Origin of the sequence: Acinetobacter guillouiae CIP 63.46, assembly GCF_000368145.1 — a bacterium.
Lineage (GTDB): Bacteria > Pseudomonadota > Gammaproteobacteria > Pseudomonadales > Moraxellaceae > Acinetobacter > Acinetobacter guillouiae.
The window spans coordinates 125,391-148,266 of the sequence record NZ_KB849281.1; the positions used below are offsets into that span (position 1 = coordinate 125,391).

Annotated in this window: 25 protein-coding genes; 11 read left to right on the forward strand and 14 right to left on the reverse strand. The window is 37.7% G+C overall.

Annotation, left to right across the window (positions count from 1 at the left end):
* Window positions 1-277: 277 nt before the first annotated feature.
* The 4 genes from F981_RS00610 to F981_RS00625 all read right to left on the reverse strand — a co-directional run bounded on the left by F981_RS00610 (window position 278) and on the right by F981_RS00625 (window position 4,622).
* Window positions 278-1,096, reverse strand: a complete 819-nt coding sequence (locus F981_RS00610; protein WP_228129004.1) for a zinc ribbon domain-containing protein — start codon at window positions 1,094-1,096, stop codon at window positions 278-280.
* 734 nt (window positions 1,097-1,830) lie between these two features.
* A complete protein-coding gene (locus tag F981_RS00615; protein ID WP_004717227.1) occupies window positions 1,831-2,763 on the reverse strand; it encodes an FAD-binding protein in 933 nt (310 codons plus the stop codon).
* 17 nt (window positions 2,764-2,780) lie between these two features.
* Window positions 2,781-3,533, reverse strand: coding sequence for an electron transfer flavoprotein subunit beta/FixA family protein (locus tag F981_RS00620; RefSeq protein ID WP_004717229.1), 753 nt, complete (start codon window positions 3,531-3,533; stop codon window positions 2,781-2,783).
* A 483-nt stretch (window positions 3,534-4,016) separates the two neighbouring features.
* The gene (locus F981_RS00625) at window positions 4,017-4,622 is read right to left on the reverse strand and encodes a LysE family translocator (protein ID WP_004717231.1); all 606 of its coding nucleotides are present in this window, start codon (window positions 4,620-4,622) and stop codon (window positions 4,017-4,019) included.
* 116 nt (window positions 4,623-4,738) lie between these two features.
* Here F981_RS00625 and F981_RS00630 point away from each other — a divergent pair, with 116 nt between their 5' ends.
* The 3 genes from F981_RS00630 to F981_RS00640 all read left to right on the forward strand — a co-directional run bounded on the left by F981_RS00630 (window position 4,739) and on the right by F981_RS00640 (window position 6,517).
* Complete coding sequence (locus F981_RS00630; protein ID WP_004717233.1) at window positions 4,739-5,233, forward strand: Lrp/AsnC family transcriptional regulator; 495 nt, start codon at window positions 4,739-4,741, stop codon at window positions 5,231-5,233.
* A gap of 24 nt (window positions 5,234-5,257) precedes the next feature.
* A complete protein-coding gene (locus tag F981_RS00635) occupies window positions 5,258-5,812 on the forward strand; it encodes a GNAT family N-acetyltransferase (protein ID WP_004717234.1) in 555 nt (184 codons plus the stop codon).
* A 153-nt stretch (window positions 5,813-5,965) separates the two neighbouring features.
* Window positions 5,966-6,517 (forward strand): GNAT family N-acetyltransferase, encoded by a 552-nt coding sequence (locus tag F981_RS00640; RefSeq protein WP_004717236.1) that lies wholly within the window; start codon window positions 5,966-5,968, stop codon window positions 6,515-6,517.
* A 1-nt stretch (window position 6,518) separates the two neighbouring features.
* Here the strand turns inward: F981_RS00640 and F981_RS00645 are convergent, their stop codons facing one another.
* The 3 genes from F981_RS00645 to F981_RS00655 all read right to left on the reverse strand — a co-directional run bounded on the left by F981_RS00645 (window position 6,519) and on the right by F981_RS00655 (window position 9,059).
* Entirely contained in the window at window positions 6,519-6,890 is a 372-nt protein-coding gene (locus F981_RS00645) for a hypothetical protein (protein ID WP_004717237.1), read from the reverse strand.
* Window positions 6,891-7,119: 229 nt separating this feature from the next.
* Window positions 7,120-8,019, reverse strand: coding sequence for a tyrosine recombinase XerC (locus F981_RS00650; RefSeq protein WP_162242547.1), 900 nt, complete (start codon window positions 8,017-8,019; stop codon window positions 7,120-7,122).
* Window positions 8,020-8,099: 80 nt separating this feature from the next.
* The gene (locus F981_RS00655; RefSeq protein WP_004717241.1) at window positions 8,100-9,059 is read right to left on the reverse strand and encodes a M28 family peptidase; all 960 of its coding nucleotides are present in this window, start codon (window positions 9,057-9,059) and stop codon (window positions 8,100-8,102) included.
* Window positions 9,060-9,198: 139 nt separating this feature from the next.
* Here F981_RS00655 and rlmH point away from each other — a divergent pair, with 139 nt between their 5' ends.
* From rlmH to F981_RS00675, 4 genes are all read left to right on the forward strand, one after another.
* Complete coding sequence (gene rlmH, locus F981_RS00660; RefSeq protein ID WP_004717243.1) at window positions 9,199-9,681, forward strand: 23S rRNA (pseudouridine(1915)-N(3))-methyltransferase RlmH; 483 nt, start codon at window positions 9,199-9,201, stop codon at window positions 9,679-9,681.
* Window positions 9,682-9,807: 126 nt separating this feature from the next.
* Window positions 9,808-10,584 carry a dioxygenase family protein gene (locus tag F981_RS00665; RefSeq protein WP_004717246.1) on the forward strand — a complete coding sequence of 259 codons (777 nt, stop codon included), beginning with the start codon at window positions 9,808-9,810 and terminating at the stop codon, window positions 10,582-10,584.
* A 166-nt stretch (window positions 10,585-10,750) separates the two neighbouring features.
* Window positions 10,751-11,521 carry an META and DUF4377 domain-containing protein gene (locus F981_RS00670; RefSeq protein WP_004717248.1) on the forward strand — a complete coding sequence of 257 codons (771 nt, stop codon included), beginning with the start codon at window positions 10,751-10,753 and terminating at the stop codon, window positions 11,519-11,521.
* 274 nt (window positions 11,522-11,795) lie between these two features.
* Window positions 11,796-12,212 carry a DUF4377 domain-containing protein gene (locus F981_RS00675; protein WP_004717250.1) on the forward strand — a complete coding sequence of 139 codons (417 nt, stop codon included), beginning with the start codon at window positions 11,796-11,798 and terminating at the stop codon, window positions 12,210-12,212.
* A gap of 79 nt (window positions 12,213-12,291) precedes the next feature.
* On the opposite strand, the gene gdhA is transcribed toward F981_RS00675, so the two are convergent.
* A complete protein-coding gene (gdhA, locus tag F981_RS00680) occupies window positions 12,292-13,635 on the reverse strand; it encodes an NADP-specific glutamate dehydrogenase (protein ID WP_004717251.1) in 1,344 nt (447 codons plus the stop codon).
* Between the two features lie 345 nt (window positions 13,636-13,980).
* Between gdhA and F981_RS00690 the strand changes: the two genes are divergently transcribed.
* Both F981_RS00690 and nth read left to right on the forward strand, forming a co-directional pair.
* Window positions 13,981-14,784, forward strand: a complete 804-nt coding sequence (locus tag F981_RS00690) for an RnfABCDGE type electron transport complex subunit B (protein ID WP_004717253.1) — start codon at window positions 13,981-13,983, stop codon at window positions 14,782-14,784.
* Window positions 14,781-15,467 carry an endonuclease III gene (gene nth / locus F981_RS00695; RefSeq protein ID WP_004717256.1) on the forward strand — a complete coding sequence of 229 codons (687 nt, stop codon included), beginning with the start codon at window positions 14,781-14,783 and terminating at the stop codon, window positions 15,465-15,467. Before F981_RS00690 ends, nth begins: the two co-directional genes overlap by 4 nt.
* Window positions 15,468-15,622: 155 nt before the next feature.
* On the opposite strand, the gene F981_RS00700 is transcribed toward nth, so the two are convergent.
* The 4 genes from F981_RS00700 to F981_RS00715 form a co-directional block, all read right to left on the reverse strand.
* Window positions 15,623-15,841 carry a hypothetical protein gene (locus F981_RS00700; protein WP_004717257.1) on the reverse strand — a complete coding sequence of 73 codons (219 nt, stop codon included), beginning with the start codon at window positions 15,839-15,841 and terminating at the stop codon, window positions 15,623-15,625.
* 89 nt (window positions 15,842-15,930) lie between these two features.
* The gene (gene adk, locus F981_RS00705; RefSeq protein WP_004717260.1) at window positions 15,931-16,584 is read right to left on the reverse strand and encodes an adenylate kinase; all 654 of its coding nucleotides are present in this window, start codon (window positions 16,582-16,584) and stop codon (window positions 15,931-15,933) included.
* Window positions 16,585-16,667: 83 nt separating this feature from the next.
* Window positions 16,668-17,984, reverse strand: a complete 1,317-nt coding sequence (locus F981_RS00710; RefSeq protein WP_004717262.1) for a DUF445 domain-containing protein — start codon at window positions 17,982-17,984, stop codon at window positions 16,668-16,670.
* A gap of 61 nt (window positions 17,985-18,045) precedes the next feature.
* A complete protein-coding gene (locus F981_RS00715) occupies window positions 18,046-18,585 on the reverse strand; it encodes a hypothetical protein (protein WP_004717263.1) in 540 nt (179 codons plus the stop codon).
* A 347-nt stretch (window positions 18,586-18,932) separates the two neighbouring features.
* Here F981_RS00715 and mrdA point away from each other — a divergent pair, with 347 nt between their 5' ends.
* The gene (mrdA, locus tag F981_RS00720) at window positions 18,933-21,002 is read left to right on the forward strand and encodes a penicillin-binding protein 2 (RefSeq protein ID WP_004717265.1); all 2,070 of its coding nucleotides are present in this window, start codon (window positions 18,933-18,935) and stop codon (window positions 21,000-21,002) included.
* A gap of 4 nt (window positions 21,003-21,006) precedes the next feature.
* On the forward strand, window positions 21,007-21,555 hold the full coding sequence (rsmD, locus tag F981_RS00725) for a 16S rRNA (guanine(966)-N(2))-methyltransferase RsmD (RefSeq protein WP_016539125.1): 549 nt from the start codon (window positions 21,007-21,009) through the stop codon (window positions 21,553-21,555).
* 212 nt (window positions 21,556-21,767) lie between these two features.
* Here rsmD and F981_RS00730 read toward each other — a convergent pair whose 3' ends face one another.
* Together F981_RS00730 and F981_RS00735 are read right to left on the reverse strand one after the other, a co-directional pair.
* Complete coding sequence (locus F981_RS00730) at window positions 21,768-21,977, reverse strand: hypothetical protein (protein WP_004717269.1); 210 nt, start codon at window positions 21,975-21,977, stop codon at window positions 21,768-21,770.
* 138 nt (window positions 21,978-22,115) lie between these two features.
* Window positions 22,116-22,595, reverse strand: coding sequence for a hypothetical protein (locus F981_RS00735; protein ID WP_228129006.1), 480 nt, complete (start codon window positions 22,593-22,595; stop codon window positions 22,116-22,118).
* Between the last annotated feature and the right edge of the window lie 281 nt (window positions 22,596-22,876).

Consider the following 22,876-nt stretch of genomic DNA (forward strand, 5'->3'; position numbering starts at 1 on the left):
ATTTATAAATGAATGGGTATTTTTATCTCAAAACCTGACCTGTTTTTATCTATCCAATCATACTCAATGGCGTGCTTCATTCACTTTTTTTGCGATGTTTATCAGTAAAAAATAAATCACATCAAACAGTTTTATTTCGGATCGATTAAAACAACTCAAACTTGAAAATTGCCATATAAAATCCGATATGGCAAAAAATATGAGCAAAGCAATACGGAGTCCAACCCCACTGATCAGAAAAATCTAAACACATCCAAATATAGAGTGTTGTAAATTTCTATAATTTATATGGATCTGCCTGAAGCAATTCACAGTGTTGCAGCAAATCATCACTGATTGCTACGCGATAACACTGCCAATCACGAATTTGATTATTTTCAAGCTGTGGAACCATATATATTCGGCTTGCAGGCGCATCAGTGAATTTACCCACTAAAATCCCTTGCTGTGTGATTTCAATTTGATCAAAAATAAAATCACTAAACTGGGTCTGTTCAAACTTTTCAATATCTTTTAGGCTCGTCGCAAAACGATGCTTGGCGTCATAATACTGTACTAAACGCGCTTGATAAGCTTGCATATCAAAATAACGTGCTTGGTATTCGTTAGACACCACCTCTTCACTTGCAGGTAGTGCTTCATCTGTTGTCGCAGCGTCATCTTGATTGGATGACCCAATTACAGACATCACAATAGGGATAACCACACTTGAAATAACCCCAAGCACTGCGGGACCAAACATAAATACGGCTAAAAGTATCCAGACAATTTTAAAATTTTTCTTTTTAGGCTGATTTTGAGACTCTCTTTGTGTATTTACGACTTTCTGCTGCCATGATTCAAGTAACGCACTCGCCTTATCACCTACAGATGTATGCTGATTGCTTTCTGTTTCATTGTTCGGCGGAGTCTGACGAGGTTTTATATTATGCGTGGGATTTGACTGTCCTTGCTTATTTTCACGGCGTACAGAAAATTCAACATTGCTATTGCCTGTCAAATCGTTGGTCTGTTTAACATGTTTTAAACGAGTACCACAAACACCACATTTCATGGCTTCATTGATATTCTCAGCGTAACATTTGGGACACTTCATATTTATAGCTATTCTAGGTGAGATGATATGGAATTGAGCAGTAATGGAAAAGCGCAGCGTCTAAAACGACAGAATCAGCCAGTCTAACGCGCCAATAAGTATAGAATTAAAAAAATGGTCAAAAGCCACTACAGGATTAAATGCGATGTTGTATCTGTAATAGCTGATTTACACTGGAATTTTCTGTATGTCGCCAGTATACGATTGAAAATTTAATTGTGTTTATGCTTTGATCTTATCGGGTTTAAAATTGGACTTCAAGGTATTTATCCACTGATTCTCTCTTGTTCTTTTAGCCAAAGCATTGATCTCCCTACATCAATTACTTATTGATAAAATAATCACTCAAGATACAGCATCTTAAACATAAAACTTAAGATCAGAAAAAATGAAAATAGCATTTTTGATCACTGTTTTTATTTTATGACAGCTTATGTTTAAAACCACTTTTATAAATCAAGAAAAGATCATATAGCGTGAATCATATTAGTTTTGCAAGGTTCCTTATACCTATGGGGAAAAATGACGATAAAGGAGCTTTTAAATTGATTTACACTATAAAAAGGGCTGATGAGAGAAGCTACTCAGAGTTTCTTTATTAGAATAGAGAATAACCCACCATCACGACTTTATTTATCCGTGCACACCATCCATCTACGTATTCAATAAATTTCTAAAATAAAAAAACGCACTTAGGAAATCCTAAGCGCGTTTTTTGAAACTTAATTCGAGAATTAAAGTTTAGAAACTAATTCAGGAACAACAGTATTCAAATCACCAACTAACCAGTAGTCAGCTACAGCATTGATTGGTGCTTCTTCATCTTTGTTGATTGCAACAATCACTTTAGAATCTTTCATACCTGCCAAATGCTGGATCGCACCAGAAATACCTACAGCGATGTAGAGATCAGGCGCAACGATTTTACCAGTTTGACCAACTTGCATATCGTTAGGAACGAAGCCAGCATCAACCGCAGCACGTGAAGCACCTTGAGCAGCACTAAGCTTGTCAGCAAGTGGATCAAGTACTTTATGATAGTTCTCACCAGAACCAACACCACGACCACCCGATACAACGATACGCGCAGCAGTTAATTCAGGACGTTCTGATTTCACAATTTCTTCAGAAATGAACTTAGAAATACCTGCATCACCTGTAGAAGCTGCAGATTCAACTGCAGCAGAACCGCCTTCAGCAGCAACAGGATCAAAAGCTGTACCACGTACAGTTGCAAGAACAATTGCTTCGTCAGATTGAACTGTAGCAATTGCATTACCTGCATAAATTGGACGTTTGAAAGTTTTAGGACCTTCAACAGCAATGATGTCAGTAATCATGCTTGAGTCTAAAAGTGCAGCAGCGCGTGGCAAGATATTCTTACCTGTAGTTGTTGAAGCAGCAAGGATATGTGAATAACCTTTACCTAATTCAGCAACAAGTTTCGCTACGTTTTCAGCCAATTGGTTTGCATAAGCTGCATCATCAGCAAGCAAAACTTTGCTTACACCAGCAACTTTCGCAGCAGCATCTGCAACTGCTTGAGCACCAGAACCTGCAACCAATACAGTGATATCACCACCGATTTTTTGAGCCGCAGCAACAACGTTTAAAGTTGCACCGTTAAGTGTCTTATTGTCGTGCTCAGCGATAACTAAAATACTCATGATTTTATCCTTCTGTATTAGATCACTTTCGCTTCATTTTTAAGTTTTTCAACAAGCTCGTCTACAGACTTCACTTGTACACCAGCTTTACGCTCTGCAGGTGGTTCAACTTTAACTGTTTTAAGTTTAGAAGTTGCTGTAACACCGAAATCTGCAGGAGTTTTCGTATCAAGTGGCTTTTTACGTGCTTTCATAATGTTTGGAAGCGCAGCATAACGTGGCTCATTCAAACGTAAGTCAGTGGTGATGATCGCTGGAGTATTTAACTCAACAGTTTGTAAACCGCCATCAACTTCACGAGTTACTTGAACTTTATCGCCATTTACAGTTACTACAGAAGCAAATGTACCTTGACCAGCGCCAAGTAAAGCACTCAACATTTGACCAACTTGGTTAGAGTCATCATCAATTGCTTGCTTACCTAAAAGCACAAGTTGTGGTTGTTCTTGTTCAACAACAGCTTTTAGGATTTTAGCAACTTCTAAAGCGCCAAGTTGACTGTCATCAGCCTCAACTAAAATACCGCGGTCTGCACCAAGCGCCATAGCAGAACGAATTTGTTCTTGCGCTTCTTTTGGTCCAATAGAAACAACAACGATTTCTGAAACTGTTCCTTTTTCTTTTAAACGAACCGCTTCTTCAACTGCGATTTCATCGAATGGGTTAATTGACATTTTAACGTTAGTAAGGTCTACCCCACTATTGTCCGGTTTAACGCGAACTTTAACGTTGGCATCAACCACACGTTTTACAGCAACAAGAGCCTTCATGTAATCCTCGGCTGTTTTAGCAAAAGTAAATGTTAAGAAGAGTTATAATAACGCTTCATTTAAAATTATTTAGGTGTCCTATCTTGCAATGTGATTGGCATTTCGGTCAAGTCACAATTCGCAAAACTGCTGTAAAAAGTCATAAAAAAGCTTGAACGTACAGTTCACATTTTTTCTAAATATTTTAACTTAGACACGTAAGGCTACTATTTCGACAATATTTATATATTGATAAATAACATTATTTGTATAGATTCTGTATAAATAATCAAAAGAATTAAGATAAATTATCAATCAATCAAAGGGATGACACCACCCGTTCATCGATACTGCTACACTCTGTCATTTTAGACAGATTCAGCAATTTTTCTAAGTATGTTTATTGATTAAATTTGTGAACTTTTTGGCATTAAACTTGTAACAAAATACTAAATATACAAAAACGGGCTTCTTTTCAGAATCACCCGTTTGTTTCTGCTTGAATTAATTTGCCAATAACCATGCGGCTGCAATGGTCAACAAAGTCCCTGAACCACCATCAATCCATTTTTGCTTACGTTCATTGATGTGCTGCTCTTTGGTCAATTGAGCAATCAAAAGGCTCAAACCACAATACACCAAGAATATCAAAGCAATAAAAATTGCTGACAAGGCTAAGCCTTGAAACACAGTGTTGCCTGATTTATCGATAAATTGTGGCAAAATCGCAAAATAGATCAACATGCCTTTTGGATTCAACAATGCCGTAACAAAGCCTTTGCGAATAGGATTTGAAACTGCTTTCTGCTCAATACGTAATGTCTTTTGGCTAAATACTGATTTAATCAAATGAAATGCCAAATACAATAAATAGGCGATCCCCAAATATCGAATCGTCTCAAACAATACTGGGAATGAAACAATAATTGCAGCAATTCCAAGCGCAACCAGAATCGAATGAACCAGATAGCCAGAACAAATACCGATTGTCGCCATCATGCCTGCTTTCGCATTTTTACCTATCACTTGTGACAGGATAAATAACATATCTGGTCCTGGTGTGAAAATTAACGGAAGTACCGTTAAGGCAAAAAGTACAAATACAGACATCTCTTTTCCCTTTCTGAAGTTTGACTGCGAGAAGAAAACAGTATCTTTTAAAATGCTTAAAATAGGATTTCAAATATTCTATAATGATGATTATTTTTCAAATTAAATTCTAATTTATGAAAATTTCATCTAAGACTATTCTAATTAAGCTAGACCGTATTGATAAAAATATCATTCGTGCTTTACAAGCCAATGGTCGAATCCAAAATAATGATCTTGCTCGTGAGATTGGGCTCTCGCCCTCATCATGTCTAAGACGAGTTCGACTCTTAGAAGAAGCCAAAGTTATCCAAAACTATACAACAGTGGTGGATCCACAAAAAATTGGCTTTCAATTGATGTTATTCTCAAGAATCTGGTTGTTAGGCCAAGATGCTGAAACCATTGATACCTTTATTGAAGCAATGAAAGAACTGCCTCAAGTCATGGAGTGTTATATTATTCTGGGTGAATGTGATGCGATGTTAAAAGTGGTAGTACCTGATTTAGAAAGCTATCGTAAATTTCAATCGACACATTTGACCAAAAAGAATGGTATTACCAGTGTAAAAACGGATGTCCCAAGTCAAATTATTAAACAAAGCTTTCAGCTACCTCTTGAAGATCTGTAATTCAAAAATACGTATTAGGTGAATATGAAAACATTTAATCGCCCTGTTCGATTAGAAACACCCAGACTTATCCTTAGACAATGGCAAACTCGTGATTTTGAAGCTTTTGCAGATTTAAATGCTGATCCAGAGGTTATGCGGTATTTTCCAGCGACCTTGTCAAAAAATGAAAGTGACCTTTTGGCACATCGATTTCAAGACTCAATTACCGAATGTGGTTGGGGATTTTGGGCGGTTGAGTTAAAAGAAAATCAGCAATTTATCGGTTTTGTGGGTCTAGCCAATCAAGCGGAAAAATTTACTTTCTCTCCTTGTGTTGAAATTGGTTGGCGATTTGCACAACAATATTGGCATCAGGGCTATGCGACGGAAGCCGCTCAGCAATGTTTAGCATTTGCATTTGAAAAATTAGCTTTAGAACAGGTTGTTTCTTTCACATCTGTACTGAATCAAGCTTCGGAAAAAGTAATGCAACGACTTGGTATGGATTATGTCGAGAACTTTATGCATCCCGCTTTAGACAAAAACCATGCTTTGGCTGAACATGTACTTTACTGTATACAAAATCCAAAGCTGTAACGCTGGTCAATATGCGGGTTATCTTGGGCGATGCAAAATTTTATATCGTAAAACAAAGATCTGCATATCGAGCTAAATAAGACTGAGGAAATACGTTAAAAATTATCGCCCTTTTCTATCTAAGCAGTACTTTGATCAGGATGTTCAATAAAAATGATTTATGAATTATGTACAGATCGTCTTTTACTTCGACAATGGCAAGCTTCTGATTACGGTGCTTTTGCAAAAATCACAGCAAACCCTGAAGTAATGCAATTTTTCCCCAAAATTTTAAATCGTGAACAAAGTGACGAACTGGCAAATCAGATTAAATATTTAATCGAAATCAAAGGCTGGGGACTTTGGGCCGTTGAATTGATTGAAACCCAAGAGTTTATTGGGTGTGTTGGACTACATCAACAACCCTCAAAATTTGAATTTTCTCCATGTATAGAAATTGGCTGGCGGCTTGATCCAAAATTTTGGAATAAAGGATATGCAACTGAGGCAGCTCAAGCTTGTTTAAGATTTGCATTTGAAGAACTGAATTTTCAAGAGATTGTTGCATTTACATCTAAACATAATCTTGCTTCGCAAAATGTCATGAAAAAAATTGGAATGAGCTTTTCTCATGACTTTCTACATCCTGATTTTGATGAGTACCATCCACTACATGAAGAGAAGCTCTATCGAATTCAAAAACAAGATTTTCAATTTGAGTATTGAACTATTTAGCCATGCTTGCTAAAAAATCACGATGAATATGGCTTAAATCAATCAAATCTTGATTTTTGAGCTCCAGCACTTGCCAAATCTCAATAAAGTCTTCTTTTAAATCAATATGATTAGACACTGTTTGTGCCGCTTGCCATTGTTGGTCTGATATCCATAAATAGGTCTGATTGGTTGCGGTATTTACAGCTTGAACTTTACCCTCAGCATTGATACCCAATACTTTTCCTTCTTGCGGTAAGGTTGCCTCAATTTTGGGGAGGCTGAATTCTACAAAATGTTTAATTTGACGTAAGCCATAGCCCTTAAAAATTTCTTTTTGAGCGTCAGTCAGTTGCTTATATTTTTGTTCAAGTTCAGGGATCATTGAAAGACCTAATTTTTCTGCAAAATTGAATCAATAGAAATGTATTGAATAAATACCAAACCTAGATATACATGAGAGCATTTTTAAAAACAATTATCTATTCGACTTTTTTCTGTGCTAAATGTGTTTAAGCACTATGCATTTTATTAAAAAACCAACTGTGCTTTTCACCAGGTCTATTCGCTACAAAATACAAAGGTCAACGCTTAATAAAGCCTTATATTCAAAATTAATTTTTTATTTTTGATGCAGCAGCTCTTGGATGCGCTTGATCATAGACTTGTGCCAGATGGTCAAAATCGACGTGGGTATAAATCTGTGTTGTGGTTAAATTGCTATGTCCTAGCATTTCTTGCACTGCACGCAGATCTCCACTATTGGATAACATATGACTGGCAAAGCAGTGACGTAATAAATGTGGGTGTAAATCAACATTTACCCCTGCACGTAGTGCTTGGTATTTGACTCGATTTTCAATCTGACGTGGGCTAATACTTGTGCCGCGTTGAGTAATAAATACCAAAGATTCAGGGCTAAACTCCCCCTGCCAGATTCGATAGATTTTTAACCATTCAATCAGACTCTCTCTCGCTTTAGAGCCGAAAGGTACAATTCGAGTTTTATTCCCCTTACCCGTGATACGCAATAAATGACGGGTAAAATCAATATCTCGTATGGTTAAACTTTGCACTTCTGCCAAGCGCAAGCCACTCGAATAGAGCAATTCCAGAATAGCCTTATCTCGTAACCACAACTGCTTTTCTATTGGCTTTTCAGGTTCGGGCTGATCCATAATTTGATTGACCGTTTCAATATCAATCATCCCTGGTAATGGTCGAGCTTGCCGCTTTATCTGAAAATCATCCGCTGCATTGATTTCTAAATAACCACCTTGTTTGGCCCACTTCATAAACTGACGAATTGAAGTTAAATGCCGTTGTAAACTACTGGTCGAAAGCTGATCTTTTTCGACACGATAAGCTACATACTCTCTTAAATCAGCAGCTTCGACTTGTTTTAACTCGATCTGCTTGTCATAGCAAAAATCAATAAAGTTGGATACATCTCGGAAATAAGCATCTAAGGTATGTACCGATTGATTCTGTATTTTCCGATCCTTAATCCACATCGAGAGCAATTGCATTGCACCGTATTGCATAAGCTCTCCTTTGATCAAAATAGCAAATGACATAACCTGATTGAAAAATATCAGTCTTGTAAAACTGTATACACCACACCATTGATGACTTCTGCCATCTTATTTAAATTGAGTTTTTCAACAGTATCCTCTTGGGTATGATAATGCTTATTTCTAAAAAAAGCCGTATCTGTGATCATAATAGCAGGGATATCGAAGCGCCAATAATTCAAATGATCTGAGAAATCCACGCCTTGTACAAATGATGGCGCTATCAATCTTTGACAATCAAGGCGTTTTAACGCTTTCATGGCATCACAATATTTTTCGCCCAAACCACGTGAAGTGAAATTACTCACTGCGCCAATAAAATTTCCATGTTTGGGATAAAATAAAGCTAATCCCGATGGATAATCCTGAACATTTTTATGGTCAAAATATCCAATCATTTCCAAAATATACACCGCTTGAATTTGATCTTTTTGTTTTAAAATGGATTGTGCATGAATATAACTCCCCATATGTTCAGTACGGAAATACGGAGGTTCTTCCAAAGTATAAAAGACAAAATCAACATTCTGTTTAAGACTGGCTTTATTGGCTGCTAAAATTCGTGCGATCTCTATTAGCCCCACCACACCAGAAGCATTATCATCAGCACCTTTGAAATTCCCATAAACATCATAATGTGCACCAACAATCACTTTTTTGGCATGACCCATTTGTAAGTGACATATTACATTTCGATAGGTTTTGCCTTTGACTTGATAAGGCTGGTATTCACAAGGAATCGCAAACTGTTCAAGTTGTTGTTTAATGAATGCCGCAACTCGATCGAGCTCTTGAATATTTTGATAATTTCGAAACGCTTGTGGGTGAATCACTTGTTGTAAATAACTGTTTAAACGATCAGGTTCAGCTTGCTGATCATAGCGTTGTTCTGCAGCGACACTCCATGTTGAAAGCCCACAGCTGAGCAATATAATGAAAAGATAGTTTAAATTTAAAAAATTTGGATAAGCTATTTGCATGTATAAATCCAATTTAAAAGCGTGTTGGTATAGCTATAATTTAAAAAAACAGCAATTAGACGTTCAGTTCTTGTTGTACGCCTGAGAATAACCAATATCACGCTATAATGATGCAATTACCACGTTAGAAATTGTTAATATGAAAATCCGTATTCTGACCATTGGTCAAAAAATGCCTGCTTGGGTATTAACTGGTTTTGAAGATTACTTCAAAAGAATCCAACCTTTTGTACAGACGCAAATTATTGAACTCCCGATGGCAAAGCGTGGCAAAAATGATTCAGAAGCAGATATTTTAAAATATCGCCAAATTGAGGGTGATAGTATTCTCAGCCAACTGAAACACAATGAAGTATTGATTGCACTTGAAGTAGGCGGACGTGAATTTAGTACTGAAAAGCTGGCTGAAACCATGAAAGGTTGGATGCTTGAAGGTTATGATGTTGCACTGGCCATTGGCGGACCAGATGGACATTCTGAAGCCGTGCGAAAAGCTGCTGCTTGGCACTGGTCACTGTCAAAACTAACTCTGCCCCATCCATTAGTTCGGGTTATGCTGATTGAACAACTTTATCGTGCGATGAGTATTAACCATAATCATCCGTATCATCGTGCAGGCTAGTCATGTAATTGGGCAAAAGTTGCATTGATGAAACAGTCTGTTGAAATAAAAGGCTTATTGAGAGCATACATTTTAGCTAGAATGGGCAATTCACGCTGTATTTAATGATCATTTAGGCACAAAGATATGAACTTACAAACACTCCCAGGTTTATTCATTTCACATGGCTCTCCCATGCTTGCGCTAGATCCTGAACAAGTCGGTCCTGCTCTACATCGTCTTGGTCTAAATTTGCCAAAACCACAAGCCATCGTGGTGATGTCTGCCCATTGGGAAAGTGAGGCTTTAGAAGTCAATACAGGTGTACGCCCTGAAACATGGCATGACTTTCGTGGTTTTCCTCAAGCGCTGTATGAGATTCGTTATCCAGCACCAGGAAATCCTGAATTAGCGGAAGAAATTTTGCATCTCTTGGCTGAAGCACATCTTCCTGCACATGCAAATAGTACTCGACCACGTGATCATGGTGTATGGATGCCTTTATTACATATGTACCCTGAGGCAGATATTCCAGTCATTGAAATTTCTTTACCGATGAATATGCATGCTGATCAAATCTACCAAATTGGTCAAGCACTTGCCCCACTCCGTGAAAAACAAATTTTATTGATTGGTTCAGGTAGCATCACTCACAATTTAAGAGAATTGTCATGGAACGGCAAAGATGAGAATGTGCCTGAATGGGCATCTACATTTAGAAATTATGTGGTGAGCAAACTCAACCATAGTAATTATGATGCTGTATTGGAATGGGATAGCATTCCTTATCTACAGAAAAACCACCCAACACTTGAACACTTTGCGCCTCTTTTCTTTGCAATGGGTACAGGCCATCGCTTTAGTATTGTGCACAGTAGTTTTTCAATGGGCGCGCTAGGTATGGATATTTATCGTTTTGACTAAATGATTTAATTGATCATCATTCAGCACAAATGATAACAATTTGTTAATTATTGTTTAACTTTTAGTTATATGGATACATATTGAAACCGAATTAATAAATTGTATCCATATCTTTTAGTGTTTCATGGTTTATCCTATGCATAGTTTTTTAAAACGTGAATAGAATATGAAATTCAAATATTTAGCATTAGCTGTACTTCCTTTAGCCCTAGCGGCTTGCCAATCTGGCGATATTCAAAAATTGGGTGATACCGCTGTGAAAGTATTACAACAACAAGGTAATGCAGAGCAAACATTAAATGCTTATCAATGGTCTTATCAACCAGCAGATACCAAACAACCCATCGTACTTAATTTTGCAGACCAACGTTTAAGTGTTGCGACTGGCTGTAACCGACTAATGACCAGTGCAAAAGTTGAAAACGGTTTATTGGTTACTGGCAATATCGCATCAACCAATATGATGTGTTCTCCTGAATTAATGAAACAAGAAAGTTTTGCTGCTGCATTGTTCCAATCAAATAAAACAGCATTTGTACTCGATACAGCAAACACTGAAAGCCCAACGCTTACTTTGGTAAACGCGACAGGTGGTAAAGTTGTATTTACAGGTAAAATGACACCTGAAACTAAATACCAAAGCCAAGGTGAAACAATTTTCTTAGAAATCAGCCCAGAAACTAAAGAATGTTCTGCTGGTGTAAGAAAAATGCAGTGCTTACAAGTACGCGAAATCAAATATGCTGACAATGGTGTAAAAACCCAAGTAGATAAAGATTGGACATATTTCTATGACCAAATCGAAGGCTTTACTCATAGCCCTGCTGAGCGCCAAGTGGTTCGTGTAAAACGTTATGAGATTAAAAACCCAGCTGCTGATCAGTCTAAATACGCTTATGTACAAGACATGATTATCGAACGTGAAACTGTAAAATAATTGTATAGAAAAGCTGAAGTTCAACTTCAGCTTTTCTTAGCTTAACTATTTATAAACATCTAGATTTAAATCAGTTTTATGCTTTTACAGCCAAATAATCAAAATATTTCTATTTTAAGGTTTGCGCCTCAATTTTAATCGATGCAGAACATTCAACACTGCATAATAATTAAAAAAAAGTGAATATAAACATTCAATAATACAAACTTAAGCAATCCATAGTGATTGCAGCAAAGCTCATTTTTAATACAGCAAGATCGATAAAGGTAAAATCATGAATCACAAATTAAGCGTTGCATTAATCTTAACGTTGCTCGTCATGGCATGTAGCCAAGAATCTACAACTCAAAAAGTTCCAACGCCTGCATCTATAGAGACCCAAGTTTCAAATACAGCAACTCAACCACAAATTATTTTTTTAGAGGTCAGTCCTGAAACTCGACCTTGTACTGGTGTTGCACCACAAACCTGTCTTTTAGTCCGTGAATTAACCTTGAGCGAAACTGGTCAAAAGAATTATACTGAGAAAGAAGCGAGTTATTTTTATGACTCTATTGACGGCTTTACCCATAATTCAAAGTCTACTCAAATTATTAAGGTCAAACGCACAGAAATTGCCAATCCTGCAGCTGATCAGTCTCAATACCAATATGAACTCGACTCAATTGTTGAAACCATTCCGAGCAAATAAGCTTGTTGCTGTTTTTAAAATTACTCAAATAAAAAACCGATGCAAAAGCATCGGTTTTAAGTTCAAAATCAAACTGAGATTAGAACACGCCTTGCGCTAACATTGCATCGGCAACTTTAACAAAACCAGCAATATTTGCACCATTTACATAGTTCACTGCGCCATCAGCTTGAGTACCGTATTTCACACAGTTACGATGAATTTCTTTCATAATTGCATGTAGGCGCTCATCCACTTCTTCAAATGTCCAACCCAAACGAATCGAATTTTGTGACATTTCAAGACCAGAAGTGGCAACACCACCTGCATTTGACGCTTTACCTGGTGCATAAAGGATTTTTGCTTCTACAAATTTTTCTACAGCTTCTAGTGTTGAAGGCATATTGGCACCTTCAGCAACACAGATTACACCATTGGCAAGCAGTACATCTGCATCTTCTTCATTTAATTCATTTTGAGTTGCGCATGGCAATGCAATATCACACTGAATTGACCAAGGGCGTTGACCTTCTAAATATTCAAAACCGTGTTTTGAAGCAAATTCAGAAATACGTCCACGTTTTACGTTTTTAAGTTCCATCACTTCGGCAAGAAGCTCATTGGTAAAGCCATTTTTTACATGTACTGTACCGTTTGAGTCAGACAATGAAACCACTTTCGCACCTAAGTACATGGCTTTTTCTGCAGCAAACTGCGCAACATTACCCGAACCTGAAATCACCACAATTTTATCTTTAAAGCTTTCACCGCGAGTTTTTAGCATTTCTTCAGCAAAATAAACTGTACCAAAACCTGTTGCTTCTGGGCGAGCCAAAGAACCACCGAATGATGAACCTTTGCCCGTAAATACACATGAAGTATCATTACTGAGCTTTTTCATCATACCCGCCATGTAACCCACTTCACGACCACCCACACCAATATCCCCTGCTGGTATATCGGTATTTGAACCAAGGTGACGGTAAAGTTCGATGATTAATGCTTGGCAAAAACGCATGATCTCACCGTCTGACTTGCCTTTCGGATCAAAATCAGAACCACCTTTACCACCGCCCATAGGCAGTGTGGTCAACGCATTTTTAAACGTCTGCTCAAAACCTAAGAATTTTAAAATAGAAAGGTTTACAGATGGGTGAAACCGCATGCCGCCTTTAAATGGACCAATAGCAGAATTATATTGAACACGAAAAGCACGGTTAACTTGAGTTTGACCTTTGTCATCTACCCATGAAACACGGAATTGAATCGCTCGTTCTGGCTCAACAAGACGTTCAAGCAAACCGTGCTCAGCATACTCTGGGTTTTTCTCAATAAATGGCCACAAACTGGTCATAACTTCTTCCACAGCTTGTAAAAACTCTGGTTGATTTGGATCACGTGCTTTAACGTAATTTAAAAAGTCATTCAGGCTATTATATTTCAACGCTCATTCCTCAGCAGAAAATGATACAAAAAAGGTCAACCCTTTTAATAAAATGATAAATTTTGGCGCAAAGTATTTAATCCCTTTTGCATATAATCCACAACCTTTTTTCAAATGTTTTTTCAAATAATATTTAAATTCAATATGATAATTTCTAATCAACCCCAAATAAAATGTCAATTTGTTGGCGTTTTTAACCAAAAAAAATTCGATATTTTGATCTAAATTAGCGCATTTTTAGCGCCAAATTAGAGCAAAGATTTTCACTACAAAACATGCTAAAATTGCAAAATATTCTTCGCTTTTACCAAGCATTTGTTCATTTTTCTTTAAAGTTTTATTCACATGAATTCATCGCTTTCCTTCATTCAGCAAATAGATGCCATTTTGCCACAAACACAATGTGGACTCTGTGGTCACCGTGATGGGTGTCTACCTTATGCAAAATCTATTGTAGAAAAAGGCGAAGAAGCCAATAAATGTGTGCCAGGTGGGCAACCTGTTGCAGATGCGCTTGCGGATATACTCAATCGTAATAAACTCATTGCTGAACCAAGTGTCTGGCCAATTCAAAGCGATGGCCGTCCACAACGCATGAAAGCCATTATTCGTGAAGATGAATGTATTGGTTGTACCAAATGCATCAGTGCTTGCCCTGTAGATGCCATTATTGGTTCTGGTAAACTGATGCATACCGTACTTACAGATCTATGCACTGGGTGTGAACTATGCATTGCTCCCTGTCCAGTAGATTGCATTGATTTAGTTGAAGACATTCAGCCTATTCCAAATGAACAACAACGTCTTTTAGAACAAAATGACTTACGTGGTCGTTACTATGCACATATTCAACGTGAAGAAAAACAACGCATGCATCGTAAAGGTCCTGTGGTTCGTGCAGAAATCGACACTGAACTCTTTGCGCAGATAACACAACAGAGTCAGGCTTTACCTACAATTGAAATCAATCAGCCCACAATAAAAAATCCAATTGTTACAGATGCGAAAACCACCATTGAATTGGCTAAGCTGCGGACTCAAATTAAAAAACTAGAGAAACAATTGAGTGTTCGAGCAGATGAAAATAAGCAACATCAATTAAATGAATTGATTCAACAGTTATCTGTTTTGCAAGAGGATGCATCATGACTGTAAAGAATATGACCAAAAAGCAGATTCAGATTTTCTTTGAACGATTACGTGAGCAACGCCCAAATCCTAAAACAGAACTCAATTACTCAAACCCATTTGAGTTACTTGTCGCTGTTACCTTATCGGCTCAAGCCACAGATGTAAGTGTCAACAAAGCCACTGATAAGTTATTCCCTGTCGCCAATACTCCTGAACAAATTTATGCATTGGGTGTAGACGGTTTAAAGCAATATATTAAAACCATTGGTTTATATAATGCCAAAGCTGAAAATGTGATTAAAGCCTGTAAAATTCTGATTGAGAAGCACAATAGCCAAGTTCCAGACAATCGTGCTGATTTAGAAGCTTTACCCGGTGTAGGTCGCAAAACTGCCAATGTTGTGCTGAATACCGCCTTTGGTCAGCCTACAATGGCTGTAGATACGCATATCTTCCGTCTTGGCAATCGTACTGGACTGGCAGTAGGTAAAAATGTCCTTGAGGTCGAACATCGTTTAATTAAAGTGATTCCAAAAGAATTTATTATAGACTCGCATCATTGGTTAATTTTACATGGCCGCTACTGCTGTATTGCACGCAAACCCAAATGCAATGAATGTATTGTGTCAGATGTTTGTAATTGGCCTGATAAATATGAGTTTGGCGCTGCACGTGAAGGTCAAAACAAAATAAGCGGCTGAGCAATTTAAAATATAATTTAACTTTATCTATATACATTCATTCGTTTTAGCTACACTAAAACGAATGAAAAATCTTTGGTATTTGTTATAAAGCCCTTTTCATAAATCATCAGTTCAATTCCATAGAAACTCATGATTCTAAAGTTAGAATTGAGTTATTTTTCTTTATTCTCTAAATCTTTCTTTAACTTTTCAAGCCGTTTCCACTCTTCAGCCACCTGTGGATGCACTTGGTAATTGCCTGATTTTCTCATTTCACGGCGTTGCTGAAGCTCTTCTTTTTGTGCTTTGCGTAACAATTTAAAGCTCATATACAATAAGCCCAAAAGAAGCAATATACTCAAAATGACCAAGGCAATTAATACAAACTTCACTCTCTACGCCACTCTTGCAAAAAAAGAGACCTAATATGAATCAGGTCTCTGTTATTGTCAAAGCTTAAAAAAATGCTTTGAATGCGGTCTTATTTATCTAAAATCGCAAATAAATCTTTTTGAACATCTTCTATTGGACGTAAACCGTTCAATTTATTATAAGTCGGTGCATTTTCCCCAGAAGCTGCACGTCCTTGATAGAAACCAACAAGCTGTTCAGTTTCATTATGATAAGAGCCTAAACGCTTACGAATCGTTGCTTCTTCGTCATCTGGACGTTGCACAAGATCTTCGCCAGTTTCATCATCTTTACCTTCCACTTTCGGTGGGTTATAAATCGTGTGATAAACACGACCAGATGCTGGGTGCTGACGACGACCAGAAAGACGTTTTACGATTTCTTCGTCTGGTACTTCAATTTCGATTACATGGTCAATGCTAATCCCTTCGTTCTCTAAAGCCTCAGCTTGAGGAATCGTACGTGGGAAACCATCGAAAATACAACCATTTACACAATCAGGTTGTGCAATACGTTCTTTCACTAAACCGATAATAAGCTCATCAGATACTAAACCACCTGATTCCATTACACTTTTAGCTTTAAGACCTAATTCAGTACCTTCACGAATTGCAGCACGGAGCATATCACCGGTTGAAATTTGTGGGACATTGTAGCGCTTACAGATCAACTGAGCTTGTGTACCTTTACCTGCTCCAGGTGGTCCGAGTAATATAATGCGCATAAAAAAACATCCTCATTTAAAACAATATGTATGATACCGTTTGCCATGACAAATTAAAACTTATCATCGTAATGGCATCAAATTTATAAGAAAGCCACAAATAAATGTATTAGACCAGCAAAAAATCCAGTCACACCACCGAGTACAATCAAAATCCATTCGTCTTCCTGAAATGCAGGACGTAACAGGTTTTGAAACTCTTTTGGGGTTAACTCTCTAATCCGCTCTTTAAACATCTGAAAAATTTTCTGTGCACGGCTCGCATTAAACGCAGGGTCGCAAACAGGCACCATCGTAATTTCAATTGACCGATCAATCAAGTCTGTCTTGAGTTTTGCATACTCTTTTAGTCCTAAAGACAATTGTAAAGAGGTCCGAACCAATGGAGTTTCCATAATTTCGTTAATATGACGCTTTACAATACGACGGGTTTTTTCTTTCTTAGGACCATACATCATTTCAGTCATGATTGATTTTAACGTAATCAAATCTTCAGTCACGACACTTGCAAAAACATCTGACACTTCTTCTTGGCGTTTCATAAACGCACCCTGAACATTATAAGTGCCAATTCTTGGAATAACAGGTTTAATCCATGGAAATTTTCGATCTTTTGTACGTTCAAAAAATTGTGGATAGCGTACGTAATGTGGCTCTACTGGATTGAAAACCATCCAGATTGCAATCCAGTTGGTTAAAAAGCCCCAAACGGCTGCAAAGAAAGGTACCGTCCAATGTTGTGGTACAAAGACATAAACAAACATTTGGAAAATACCAAAAAAACTCCCAATTACAGCACTAATATGCCAAATAAAGTTAATTTCTTTTTGCCCAACTTTTAAAAACATACGAACCATCAAACGGCGATCGCCTTCCATTTGAGTAACGACCATATCCCGCATGTTGACCAGTGACTCGACGTTCATGGTCAGTTCGGTCACGAGTTCTCTTAAGACACCCGGCAATTGTTTATGCGCTTGACCATAAATTCGACGTTTAATCGAATAAGGTAAGTTTTCCCACAAAACAGCATTACGATCTAACATCACCTCATCAATCAAATGTTCAAGCTCAAAACCGACTTGTTCACCGATAATCCGAGCCATATCTTCAGGATCCATTGCATCTAAAAATTCACGCAAAGAACCCAGTTTGGATAATGTATTGTCTGTGATGATGCCTGAAATTCGCCCAGCTTTGCGTGGCACAATCCCTTGCCAACCCACGGGTAAGGGACCAATATGAAATCCCCAAAACGTGATTGGATAAAATACCATTTTCAGTGCCATCCAAACGTGTGCCCACGTTACAAAGGCCGTCACTGGGATGATACTTAAAATGGCAAGATGATCAGGTCGAGCTGTAAAAGCGTGCCACAAACCATTAACGTATTCCAACATGCATGACTCTCGTATTTATTTCTATTTGCGGTCGAAGGATATGGATAAAATCATAAAAACTTTAGAACCCGACACTTAAGGTATAAGCAAATTGTATTTGTGGACGAGTTTCCAGGACCATATCTCCATTTTTATTATGAAGTTCACTACCTGCACCCATCCCCACACTAAATGTACTTATACGCTCTTTATTCAATAAAACATAAGATAAATCGGCACCACCACCATATTGGACTTCATCACTTCCGTCCACTTTTTTACTTTTAAGTGTTCCGCCATAGACCCCAACATAGAATCCATTTTTATCTTTACCATTTAATACTACAGGAATTCTATAGCCGACTTGACCAGCAAATTCATGGTCGCCATTATAAAAAACACCTAATTTAGTATACGCAATTCCATAAGGATTTACCCATTCACCATTCGCATGGACCATCTGTTGCGTTACACCCGCACCAATATTCCATTTAGAAGCATCTTCAGGCTTAAACTTTGCCTCTGGTAAAATTCCCTTCATATCTGGCAAATAATCTTTAACATCAGCATGCGCGAAATTTCCGACAGCAACTAACATTAATAAGGGAAAGATTTTTTTCATTATTTTCTCCATTATCCCTAATCTTAACTTAGGTCGAATCTATTTATCCTTAAGGCTCGACTTTAACAGAATTATTTTGGCACTCATATACAAAACGCTATAAATTTAATGTCGCTAAGGTCAAATCCATATAGGCTCTGTTGACAATTCATCAATGTTTACAACGATGCGTATTTTTCAGGTGAAATGTCATCGGACCTGCATTCGGCATAACAAATTTGTTGCAGAGACTGAGTTAAAATATATTTTGATGAGTTATTTGTGTTTTTTAATTTTTAAGACTCAATCTGGGGTAAAATGTTTGACCCCTAAATTCACCCATCTTTAAGTACTAAAGCCGACGACGTATGAAGCAGCAGTTTCCTCTAAAAAATGTCCAACAAGAAAAACGCATCTTTCGTAGTCGTGTCTTTTTTGCGATTGGTATTGTTTCATTTTTTATGTGCCTTCTGGTTGCACGCTATGCTTATCTGCAAATTTTCCATCACCAAGAATTTAGTGAAGCATCAGATAAAAACCGTATTCGACTACAGCCTATCGCACCAGCACGTGGCTATATTTATGATCGTAATGGGATTTTACTGGCAGATAACTACCCTGTTTTTACTGCAACCCTCAGCAAAGCCGATGTCGAAGATATAGATGATACGGTTAAGCGTTTAATTCCAATTTTAAATCTGAATCAAGAAGATATTGACCGTTTTAATAGCCGGATTAAAGCCTCTAAAAAAACAGAACGAGTCACCTTAAAGCTAAACCTAACAGAACAAGATATTGCACGCTTTAGTGAAATCAAGTTTCAATTTCCGGGTGTTGATATCGAAACACAAATGACCCGCTATTATCCACATGGTGAGCTATTTGCCCATGTTATTGGCTATGTGGGTCGTATTAACGATAAAGAACTCAAAGCAATTGATAAAGATAGTTATGCTGGAACCAACCTGATCGGGAAAATTGGTGTAGAAAAATCCTATGAAGATTTACTACATGGTGTTCCTGGTTATGAATCGATTGAAGCCGATGCACATGGTAATGTCTTACGTCATTTAGGCCGTAAAGAGTCTACCCGAGGCAATGACTTATATCTTTCACTCGATTATGGTCTGCAAACCATTGCAGCAGAACAGCTTAAAGATCGTCGTGGTGCAATCGTCGCAATTGATCCACGAACTGGTGAAATATTAGCACTGGTGTCAAGCCCAAGTTTTAACCCGAACTTATTTGTAACAGGTATTGGACATGCAGACTATACAGCCTTGCGTGACAACCTAGATCAACCGCTCTATAACCGTGCAGTCCAAGGAACCTATCCTCCCGGTTCTACGATTAAGCCGATGGAAGGCTTAGGCGGTATTCACTTTAAAACGGTGGATTGGGTAACTGCTATTTCCGATCCTGGCTATTTCCATTTACCCGGCGATTCACATAAATTCCGTGACTGGAAAAAGACTGGACATGGCTCAGTCAACTTACATAAGTCAATTGTGGTTTCTTGTGATACTTACTTCTATATCTTGTCTTACCAGATGGGTATAGACCGCATGAATGAATGGATGCGCCAATTTGGTTTCGGTGAAAAGACGGGGGTAGATTTACCAAGCGAAAGTACAGGTTTATATCCAAGTCCTGAATGGAAAATGCGTACCCGAAAAAGCAAATGGCTCAAGGGTGAAACCATTTCTGTCAGTATTGGTCAAGGTGCGTTTACCGCGACTCCATTACAACTGGCGATGGCAACAGCAATTACCGCCAACCATGGTGCACATGTCACACCACACGTATTACGTGAATCCAAAGGGGCGAAAAAGCATGAAGTACTCAATGCCCCGACAGGAAAAATCAACTTCAGTGGTACAGATGAAGACTGGATTAAAATGCGTGATGCAATGGTTGATGTTATTCAAACAGGTACAGGTCGTGGTATCCGTACACCAATGTACCAAATCGCAGGTAAAACAGGTACAGCACAGGTGAAGAGTATTGCCCAAGGCAAACGTTATAACGAAGCAGCACTAACATCAAGACAATTAGACCACGGTTTATTTGTTGGTTTTGCACCTGCTGAAAACCCTGAAATTGCCATTGCGGTGATTTGGGAAAATGGTAAACATGGTGGTTCTGCTGCCAAGATTGCTCGTCCTGTGTTTGATTACTGGTTGCTGACTCGCAAAAAGAATCCAATTGTACCGCTTAACCATCAAGTCAGTGGAGGCTTAATGACAGCTGGCATCAAACCGGGTGAACTGCCAAGTGGTGATGTTTCTCTTGCAGCAGATCCAAATGCCTTGCCTAAACCGAAGCCAAATACGCAGACCAATACGGCTACCCAAAACCGTATACCAACTCAAGGTCATAGTACGACTTCGACGCAACCCACTCCCCCACCTGTACCTGAGGCTGATATCAGTGAATAATAAAGTGAAAAACCAATTACGTATTATTGGTGGAGAATGGAAACGTCGAGTTCTTCCTTTTGCTGATATCGATGGTTTACGTCCTACACCTGATCGAGTTCGTGAAACATTGTTTAACTGGCTGATGTGGGATATTCAAAATGCCAAAGTCTTAGATCTTTGTGCAGGTTCAGGTGCTTTAGGATTTGAAGCACTTTCACGTGGTGCACGTCATGTCATCATGATTGAACCCAATGCCACGCAAGCTAAATTTTTAAAAGACAATATTCAGTTGCTCAAAGCTGATAACTGTCAGCTAAAAATACAAACAGCACAACAAGCCTTATCCAATTTAAATGAACAGTTTGATTTAATGTTTTTAGATCCACCCTATAGTTTAAATTTATGGGATGAATTGGCTCAAAAAGCGGATCAATACTTATCTGATCAAGCATTGATTTATGTAGAAGCAGATCGTAGCTTAAATCAACTGAATTTACCCTCAACATGGCAATTACAGAAACAAACCAAAGCTGGTGTAGTACAAGCAGGTTTATTTAAAAAAATAATATAGGGTATTGTTCTCGTGTGGCATGCCCTACAAAAAATACGCTATTGCCTACACAAATATATTTAAACTTTCAATGTAAAATGCGGCAGTGCCACCCTACAAAGATATAAATTAGTTTTTATGAAATGATATCAGTTACTTCATTCATATATTTTCAAACAACAAGATAGAAAAAATGGGCATGCATTGCCCATTTTTATATTTAAGATAAAGAATTAACGCCCTTTCCAATTCCAGTCACGATCATTGCGATCTCGGTCATAACGATGTCGATCACCATCACGACGCTGATCCCAGCGATGATCCGAATCATGTCGCTGATCATAACGACCATGACCACCTCGATGACCATCATCAAATGGCGCAACAATACAGCCGGTTAATGAAATAGCAACTACACCCAACACAATAACTTTGTTTAACATGATGACTCACCTCTTCATCTCATTTTGTTTAAGTTAGTCTGTTAATGTGTAGTGCTAAACAAGCTTATGTTTCAAGTTGTAGTATTTCCCCCATGATTTCTTCATGGAAATAAAAAATGATCGATAAAATATTTATGGTTAATAGGTCAGCGTTCTAATCCAAAACAGACGCAATAATTGCCCACGATCATAAGGAAAACTAGAGATGTATTCATAACCGACTTTGTTTAAAGCATTGATCTTAAATTCAATACCATAACCAAAAGAAAGATAAAGCTCACTTGATGCAGGATTATCATTTGAAGGATTGAGCAATGATGTCTTTAATTGTTGTACATTGTAAGCATTATAATTAAACACCCGAATACGCTCATTTTCATAAAATTTATTGGTTAAAATTGAATAATCTGCCAATTCATGCTCATGCTGTTCTGCTAGCTTTTTTTGCAATTGGTCTTGTTCAAAAAAAATATCATTTCGCTCAGTGCTCATTTCAGTATCACTTAGGCTATTTTCTTGATTTTCAATTTTAAATAATTGCTCATCTTGCAATTGATCTGGTTGTCCTAATAATTCATCTTGATATTCCACAATTTGATTTTGTGCCTCTTCTGCCATAAGTGCCAGATCATCAAAAGCATAAACATTTGAATTTATAAAAAATATAAAAATGACCATTAAATTGAGCGGGTAAATAGGTCGCATGTTTTGCCTAATCAATTCATCATTTTTATCGGAGTTATACCAATCATAAAACAAGATGGTTGTCTCCTCTGTTTGTTTATACGTCACTTAAATGTTCAGTCTAATTGTAGCCTACATATAGATCAGAATGGCTGAAGCACACCCAATATCAAATGCGTTTCGTTTTAATTATAAATAATATGATCAATATGTTA

Excerpts from the sequence above, each read along its gene's own strand:
- F981_RS00645 (WP_004717237.1), bottom strand. The coding sequence starts at position 6,890 with ATGATCCCTGAACTTGAACAAAAATATAAGCAACTGACTGACGCTCAA.
- F981_RS00630 (WP_004717233.1), top strand. The coding sequence starts at position 4,739 with ATGAAAATTTCATCTAAGACTATTCTAATTAAGCTAGACCGTATTGAT.
- F981_RS00665 (WP_004717246.1), top strand. The coding sequence starts at position 9,808 with ATGAACTTACAAACACTCCCAGGTTTATTCATTTCACATGGCTCTCCC.
- F981_RS00670 (WP_004717248.1), top strand. The coding sequence starts at position 10,751 with ATGAAATTCAAATATTTAGCATTAGCTGTACTTCCTTTAGCCCTAGCG.
- F981_RS00610 (WP_228129004.1), bottom strand. The coding sequence starts at position 1,096 with ATGAAGTGTCCCAAATGTTACGCTGAGAATATCAATGAAGCCATGAAA.
- F981_RS00710 (WP_004717262.1), bottom strand. The coding sequence starts at position 17,984 with ATGTTGGAATACGTTAATGGTTTGTGGCACGCTTTTACAGCTCGACCT.
- mrdA (WP_004717265.1), top strand. The coding sequence starts at position 18,933 with ATGAAGCAGCAGTTTCCTCTAAAAAATGTCCAACAAGAAAAACGCATC.
- F981_RS00635 (WP_004717234.1), top strand. The coding sequence starts at position 5,258 with ATGAAAACATTTAATCGCCCTGTTCGATTAGAAACACCCAGACTTATC.
- F981_RS00625 (WP_004717231.1), bottom strand. The coding sequence starts at position 4,622 with ATGTCTGTATTTGTACTTTTTGCCTTAACGGTACTTCCGTTAATTTTC.
- F981_RS00620 (WP_004717229.1), bottom strand. The coding sequence starts at position 3,533 with ATGAAGGCTCTTGTTGCTGTAAAACGTGTGGTTGATGCCAACGTTAAA.
- F981_RS00730 (WP_004717269.1), bottom strand. The coding sequence starts at position 21,977 with ATGTTAAACAAAGTTATTGTGTTGGGTGTAGTTGCTATTTCATTAACC.
- adk (WP_004717260.1), bottom strand. The coding sequence starts at position 16,584 with ATGCGCATTATATTACTCGGACCACCTGGAGCAGGTAAAGGTACACAA.
- F981_RS00715 (WP_004717263.1), bottom strand. The coding sequence starts at position 18,585 with ATGAAAAAAATCTTTCCCTTATTAATGTTAGTTGCTGTCGGAAATTTC.
- nth (WP_004717256.1), top strand. The coding sequence starts at position 14,781 with ATGACTGTAAAGAATATGACCAAAAAGCAGATTCAGATTTTCTTTGAA.
- F981_RS00735 (WP_228129006.1), bottom strand. The coding sequence starts at position 22,595 with ATGGCAGAAGAGGCACAAAATCAAATTGTGGAATATCAAGATGAATTA.
- F981_RS00650 (WP_162242547.1), bottom strand. The coding sequence starts at position 8,019 with ATGTGGATTAAGGATCGGAAAATACAGAATCAATCGGTACATACCTTA.
- F981_RS00615 (WP_004717227.1), bottom strand. The coding sequence starts at position 2,763 with ATGAGTATTTTAGTTATCGCTGAGCACGACAATAAGACACTTAACGGT.
- F981_RS00675 (WP_004717250.1), top strand. The coding sequence starts at position 11,796 with ATGAATCACAAATTAAGCGTTGCATTAATCTTAACGTTGCTCGTCATG.
- rlmH (WP_004717243.1), top strand. The coding sequence starts at position 9,199 with ATGAAAATCCGTATTCTGACCATTGGTCAAAAAATGCCTGCTTGGGTA.
- F981_RS00690 (WP_004717253.1), top strand. The coding sequence starts at position 13,981 with ATGAATTCATCGCTTTCCTTCATTCAGCAAATAGATGCCATTTTGCCA.
- F981_RS00655 (WP_004717241.1), bottom strand. The coding sequence starts at position 9,059 with ATGCAAATAGCTTATCCAAATTTTTTAAATTTAAACTATCTTTTCATT.
- F981_RS00640 (WP_004717236.1), top strand. The coding sequence starts at position 5,966 with ATGATTTATGAATTATGTACAGATCGTCTTTTACTTCGACAATGGCAA.